General features: G+C 35.4%; 6 protein-coding genes and 1 pseudogene. 6 read left to right on the forward strand and 1 reads right to left on the reverse strand.

The window, feature by feature from the left end:
• The coding region (locus tag D7Y06_RS26695; protein WP_207667358.1) for a hypothetical protein at positions 1 to 627 on the forward strand (627 nt) is incomplete at its 5' end.
• Positions 628 to 697: 70 nt separating this feature from the next.
• On the opposite strand, the pseudogene D7Y06_RS28715 reads toward D7Y06_RS26695, so the two are convergent.
• A pseudogene (locus D7Y06_RS28715) lies at positions 698 to 905 on the reverse strand (IS110 family transposase); the annotation flags it as partial.
• A 316-nt stretch (positions 906 to 1,221) separates the two neighbouring features.
• On the opposite strand from D7Y06_RS28715, the gene D7Y06_RS23980 reads away from it, so the two are divergent.
• The 5 genes from D7Y06_RS23980 to D7Y06_RS24000 all read left to right on the forward strand — a co-directional run bounded on the left by D7Y06_RS23980 (position 1,222) and on the right by D7Y06_RS24000 (position 4,584).
• Positions 1,222 to 1,593: a hypothetical protein gene (locus D7Y06_RS23980; RefSeq protein WP_120410015.1), complete on the forward strand. Its 372-nt coding sequence runs from the start codon at positions 1,222 to 1,224 to the stop codon at positions 1,591 to 1,593.
• A 350-nt stretch (positions 1,594 to 1,943) separates the two neighbouring features.
• Positions 1,944 to 2,411: a hypothetical protein gene (locus D7Y06_RS23985; protein WP_120410016.1), complete on the forward strand. Its 468-nt coding sequence runs from the start codon at positions 1,944 to 1,946 to the stop codon at positions 2,409 to 2,411.
• Between the two features lie 223 nt (positions 2,412 to 2,634).
• Positions 2,635 to 3,309, forward strand: coding sequence for a hypothetical protein (locus D7Y06_RS23990; RefSeq protein WP_120410017.1), 675 nt, complete (start codon positions 2,635 to 2,637; stop codon positions 3,307 to 3,309).
• 69 nt (positions 3,310 to 3,378) lie between these two features.
• Positions 3,379 to 3,951, forward strand: a complete 573-nt coding sequence (locus tag D7Y06_RS23995) for a hypothetical protein (RefSeq protein WP_120410018.1) — start codon at positions 3,379 to 3,381, stop codon at positions 3,949 to 3,951.
• A gap of 72 nt (positions 3,952 to 4,023) precedes the next feature.
• A complete protein-coding gene (locus D7Y06_RS24000; RefSeq protein ID WP_147415773.1) occupies positions 4,024 to 4,584 on the forward strand; it encodes a hypothetical protein in 561 nt (186 codons plus the stop codon).
• The last annotated feature ends 57 nt before the right edge of the window (positions 4,585 to 4,641 follow it).

The following is a 4,641-nucleotide window of genomic DNA, read 5'->3' on the forward strand; positions in this document are numbered from 1 at the left end:
AACGGAGGGTATAACCTCCTGCTGGATAAGGTGTTTGACAACAATACGGACAGGTATGAAGAATGCGGCATGATATTGATGCTTGGGAATAATGTCTATATGGAGTACGGGGCAATGAACATGAACCGTATGCCGGGAGGGGACAGTAAGCAGTCGTTGGGCAATAACCAGTCCGTTCAAAAATTGAAAGCCCAAAATAGTTCGTCTGGAATTAGGGGAGGGAATGTAGGTGATGGTTTTGGAAACGGAACATTATCTAATGGAGGTAGTGGGCAGACAAGAGCAGGGGTTCAGTTTGGGAAGAATGGTGAAGTGAGTACAGAGTCAGAATCATTTTTATCAGATGAGTTTTATAACAAAAAACTTCCTAACCAAGTGATGCCAGGAATAAAGTATTTGCCAAAATATGATGAGTTTGGTAATGTTAAGCAAATAAAGATGTATGATGATTATGGAAGAGAAGCAGGATGGGTAGATTATACAGATCATGGATATAGTGATATAAGTAGTCCACATTATCATACGATTCTTCATTGGCACGAAAGAATTTATAATGCACAAAATAGATATGGAATGAAAATAAATCATCGAACTGATACAAATACACCCTTAGGAGATAAAGTTTGAAACAAAGAAATAGAGGCTATCCAAGAACAAAAGGGTATAAAAAATAAACAATCATTTAAGGTAGCTTTAAATATTTGTCAGTAGATTCCATACAAACATCTATACAGTTATATTTAAAAAGCCAATCACACAATTCTTGTAACTCCTTGGTAAAGGAAGAAAGGAGAGCTTGTTTAAACGTCGTACGATTGTTGGAATCAGTGATACCAATGCAGGCAAAGATCCACGTTTTGTGGATATCTAACCCATAACAATTAATTTTGGATTTTAAAAGACAATAAAACAATCTCCTGATGGTGAGCAGTTATAAAACTGACAGTGACTGATCATCCGGCAAAAATCGAGTCGACTTTGGAAGAGATAAGTTTACGGGCTACAGTTATGCGCCAATCATTGATGCTTTAACGGATGACCGACAACATATAGAAATACGAGGTTGCCGCTATACAGCCCCGCCACTCACCTCCACGTGTTCTGTAGTGTGTCAGTCTCATAAGAAGATAATATCAGAAGAAAGATAAGTTAGAAAAGCGAAAGTTCACTAACATGTTTCATGACGCATTGGTGCCTTTCGCAGAAAGGTGGATTATAGAAATGAGGAAAATATTGTATGAAGATTGTAATAATAATTCTATGTTTATGAAAGAATTGTTTATCCAGGTACAAAAATTATCAGAATTGAAGTTAAGTTGGAGTATTTCAAATTTGGAATTTATTCCGGTAGATAAAGGAGATTTAATTGGTGAAATGGAAGAACTCTATAATTTTCAAGAAAGGATTTTAGACGAACATAAAATAGTAATTTCTCATAATTCTTTTATGGAGTTATTAGAAAATATTAGAACAATATATGAAGGAAATTTTGAGGTACTAATTAGAGGTAATCAGCTAAATATAAAAGTTTTCGATGGAGATATTATAGAAATTGATGGAGAAATGGAGAATGAGCTTAAAATTGAAAAGTAAGCTATAAGATTCGAGCAGTAATTGGAGGGATCGTCGAACAAGCTGGAGTCATGGCAAGCTGGCACAGATCGGAAGGTAAACAGGAAATCACGGAAATCAATTTTCCAAAACCTCACAAATCTGAGATGATTCATGTAGCAGTCCAGTATTGTTTTAGACATTGCTCTTTTTGATGAAGTCCTAGCATTATATTGCTTCAGTAGGCTGATGGAGAATTTTCGGAGTAGGTTTAGATTCTGCGGAATATCCTTGTTTTTGATACGATAGTAATCTTCCCTATATATAATCCAGATAAAGGTGGATGGATTATAAGAGGCCTTGAGATATCTGAACCTTAAAGGAGAGAGAATATGGATTATGTTTTAGATATAGCAATTCCGAAGAAGGAAATCGAAGCAGTGAAACTAAACGAGAAATTGATGGAGTGGGGCGACAGTGCTTATTCGTGTTCTCCGCCACAGTATATAACAAATTCTAATATAATTTTCGAGCAGATAGAAGATGTAAAATATTTTGAAGAAATAGTAGGAAAAAAGATTTCAAATGAAATTGTTTTGTTAAATTTAAGAAGTGATGTACTTTTTGAATTGGAATATGCAATAAATAGTGATAACAAAGAGTTATGGAAAAATGAATTGTTTTTATTCTTAATTAGTTTTTACAAATTAAGTGAATTTTATATCTTATTGATTCGTGAAGATGAAAAGATAAAGGAGCGTCACAGGATTTTTGATAAAGAAGAAATTAGCATCAAATTATTTGATACTTTAAAATGGTCTAATCCCAAAGATATTTTGTTGTTTAAGGAAAAATTATGAACTTATGAAGTATGGAGCAATAAGGAATCCTTTGTATTTTTTAAATGTAAATGATTCCTTTTTTTTGTATTTTTAAATGTAAAGCTTAACACAATAATTTGAAAACTATTTGGAAAAATATACAAAATTGAATATCATTTGATGCATCCAAGCTGGTATGCCGGTTATAAATAAAAAAACATATGTTCTTGCATAGCCTGGTGGAAGATGCACAGTTTTAAGTATGGACGGAAGCGAAATAGACATGTTTGGGAAGTTTACTTCTATAAAAACAACTGCCGTAGACACTTATAATGATATAATGGATGGCCTGACAGAGAAGGCGGTAGAACATCCGGCAGCGTTTCAGCTAGTATTGGGGGTGGCGGTTACAGCTTTGCTGGGAGGCCTGGCAGTAGCAGCAGTGGGGATTGCCGCAGGGCTTACAGGGAGGTCAGTCCAAAAGCTGAAAGACCAGAATAGTTCGTCTGGAACCAGCGGAGGGAATGTAGGAAGTGGTGGTGGAGCGTCATCAAGTGGAACTGGGGGACAGGCAAAATCGGGAGTAATGTTTGGCCAGAATGGTAAGAAAGATGGAAGAAGTAAATTTCCAGAGAATCCTAATGATTTATTCCCTGAAAATTATGCAGGGTTAACCAAGGAAGTAAAACCAGATGGAAAAATAAACTACATTGTACAAGCTGGAGGAAAAACATACAAGGTTGAATATCATCCGAAACATCAAGATGGTAATCATTATGATGGAAATCATTATCATGTTTTGAAGTTGGCTGAGACTCCTAAGCCGGGAAAAACAAAACCGCCTTATTTTAGACTTCCTAATCTTGATCCTGATACGCCGGCACAAGGAGGTACGTTTGCTCCGGGAGATTTGTTGCCAACTAAAAACAAGAAATGATTTGTTAATAATTTTTATTTATAGAATTAGATGAGTATAAAGACTATAATATTATTTGGAGGAGAGAAAATGGTTAGTGTATTATACATTGGACAATATACAGAGTCGGGGAAATTTGCTACAATTCAATGGCAGTATTTTATGGAGTGGTGTAAGACAGAGTGTAACAAAATTATTATTTACTCCCAAATATCTTATGATATTATTTGTTATAAAATGCCACTATATTGTAAAATTAACGAATTGAATAAGCCAGATGAGACAATGGAAATCCATGCATATGAAATTTATATAATAGATGTTAGATTTTGGGATTATATTCAAGAATACAATTATAATATTGATAATGAAGATGATATTTCTTATATATTCTTTTTTTATGAGGAGAAAAATATTGCATCATTAGAAGTAGTAGATTATGAGAATTATATACTAATTGAGGAACCTGTTAGTCAAGAAGAGAAATTTCTGTTAAACAAAGAATTAGTTTTAGAGAATATTCAATGTTGTGTTAAGGGAAAATCAGATATTGATAATCTTTTACAAGGAGAAAGTTGGAAACCTTTAGGAGATAATTTGAAATCCTCCATAAACTGTTTTCAAAGCCAAGAACAATATAGAGAGTTACCAAGTAGAAAGTAGCCCATTTAAGCAGAATAAAAAACTTTATGCAAGTATCCGGTAATAGAGGATGAGCCGGGGAAGCTTGAAGTGGTGGATAACACAGACCTGATGTCTGGAATTGGGCATGGGATAGCAAATGGGCTTTTACTGTGTGCAGGGGTAGTATTGTTTACCGGGGCAACGGCGTTATATCTCGAAAACGATATCCGTGCAAAGAACGGAGGGTATAACCTCCTGCTGGATAAGGTGTTTGAGAACAATACGGACAGATATGAAGAATGCGGCATGATATTGATGCTTGGGAATAATGTCTATATGGAGTACGGGGCAGTGAACATGAACCGTGTGCCGGGAGGGGACAGTAAGCAGTCGTTGGGCAATAACCAGTCAGTCCAAAAGCTGAAAGACCAGAATAGTTCGTCTGGAACCGGGGGAGGGAATGCAGGAAGTGGTGGTGGAGCGTCATCAAGTGGAACTGGGGGACAGACGAAAACAGGGGTAAAGTTTAGACAAAAGAGCTTTAAGGATATAATGTCCCCAGAAGAAGCTCAAAGGTATGATGATTATTGGAAACAAGGTGCTGGTAGTTATAAAAATATTGTTGAAAATGGAGATAAGAAAGAAATTATTATTAATACTTGTGAGTTGTAAGTTATCAATAAAAAAATAACCCTTCCATATGGTTTTATGGTATCCTATAAGTTGCCA

This window comes from Roseburia sp. 1XD42-69 (assembly GCF_003612565.1).
In the GTDB taxonomy this organism is placed as follows: Bacteria; Bacillota; Clostridia; order Lachnospirales; family Lachnospiraceae; genus Roseburia_B.

Excerpts from the sequence above, each read along its gene's own strand:
- D7Y06_RS23985 (WP_120410016.1), top strand. The coding sequence starts at position 1,944 with ATGGATTATGTTTTAGATATAGCAATTCCGAAGAAGGAAATCGAAGCA.
- D7Y06_RS23990 (WP_120410017.1), top strand. The coding sequence starts at position 2,635 with ATGGACGGAAGCGAAATAGACATGTTTGGGAAGTTTACTTCTATAAAA.
- D7Y06_RS23980 (WP_120410015.1), top strand. The coding sequence starts at position 1,222 with ATGAGGAAAATATTGTATGAAGATTGTAATAATAATTCTATGTTTATG.
- D7Y06_RS23995 (WP_120410018.1), top strand. The coding sequence starts at position 3,379 with ATGGTTAGTGTATTATACATTGGACAATATACAGAGTCGGGGAAATTT.